Origin of the sequence: Bathymodiolus heckerae thiotrophic gill symbiont, from assembly GCF_900180345.1 — a bacterium.
Classification (GTDB): Bacteria; Pseudomonadota; Gammaproteobacteria; order PS1; family Pseudothioglobaceae; genus Thiodubiliella.
This window is the reverse complement of record NZ_FXLV01000111.1, coordinates 1-972: the sequence shown is the minus strand read 5'-3', so window position 1 is coordinate 972 and position 972 is coordinate 1. Positions and strand designations below refer to the sequence as shown.

At 28.7% G+C, this 972-nt stretch carries 1 protein-coding gene; it reads right to left on the bottom strand.

Annotated elements, in window-relative coordinates:
• Positions 1–159: 159 nt before the first annotated feature.
• Positions 160–972: hypothetical protein (locus tag CRYPD_RS07730; protein ID WP_212744004.1), on the bottom strand; the 813-nt coding region annotated here is incomplete at its 5' end.

Here is a 972-nt window from a genome sequence, read left to right as displayed (position 1 = left end):
AGTAATTCAAGTACTAATTTAGTCTTGAATGCTGAGGTATATTTGGTTCGTTTTTTACTCGTTTTTTACTCCGATTTTTTTGTTTAGTTTAACGGGTTCAAAATAAGAAAAATTAAATTGTTGTCTGAAATTGTTGGGGTTTTATATTTTATAAAAAAACTATAGTTTTAACTCTGAATCTTTATTTTTATTAGTTTTTGTTAATTCTTCTGCAAACTTCATTAAAATATTTTTATTATTGTCATTTGGTAGTCCAATAAAATGTAAAGCAAAGCCATAAGGTTTAATATTCCAAGTTAACAGTGTAAAAGATTGTCTATTTGGTGATTGAAATAATAGATATTTAGCAGGATAATTTAATACTTTCTCATTTATTGTTTCTTTAAATGTATATGAACCACCTATGCCTATACCATGCCCACTTTCTTGCAATAAAATTATATGACTTGCATTTTTTGCTTGATATAGGCGCCACAAAGTTCCGTGTTTTATGTTTAATCCATCACCATAACTAGCGCCAGGAAATGTATAGCCAAAATAGTCATAATTATTATTAACATATTCAGGAATATTCGCAGGAGAAAATGTGGTGCTCTTAATTGGATATGAGCCTAAAATATAATGAATAGCATTAATTCTTCTAGACATTGCCTCATTGCCCATCTCAGAATAACCTCGTTTTTTATCTTCTGCTAATTGTTTTTCTATTAAATTTCGTAATTCTGGAGGGGCGTCTTTGGTAGAAAGTAAATTTTCATCAGGATTATCAGTATCTAACTTGGCAACTGCTTCTTTGTTAAAACCCATATCAGTCATCATCTCATCTTGAAATGCCTTGCTAAATATTTCTTTTTCTGCTATGCGCATAATTTCATCATCTCTTTCTTTATCAAAAACAAAATCTTTATTTAAGGGATTTGATTGATTATTTAACAATTCGTTAAAATCAACCACATGATTAATATTTATGGT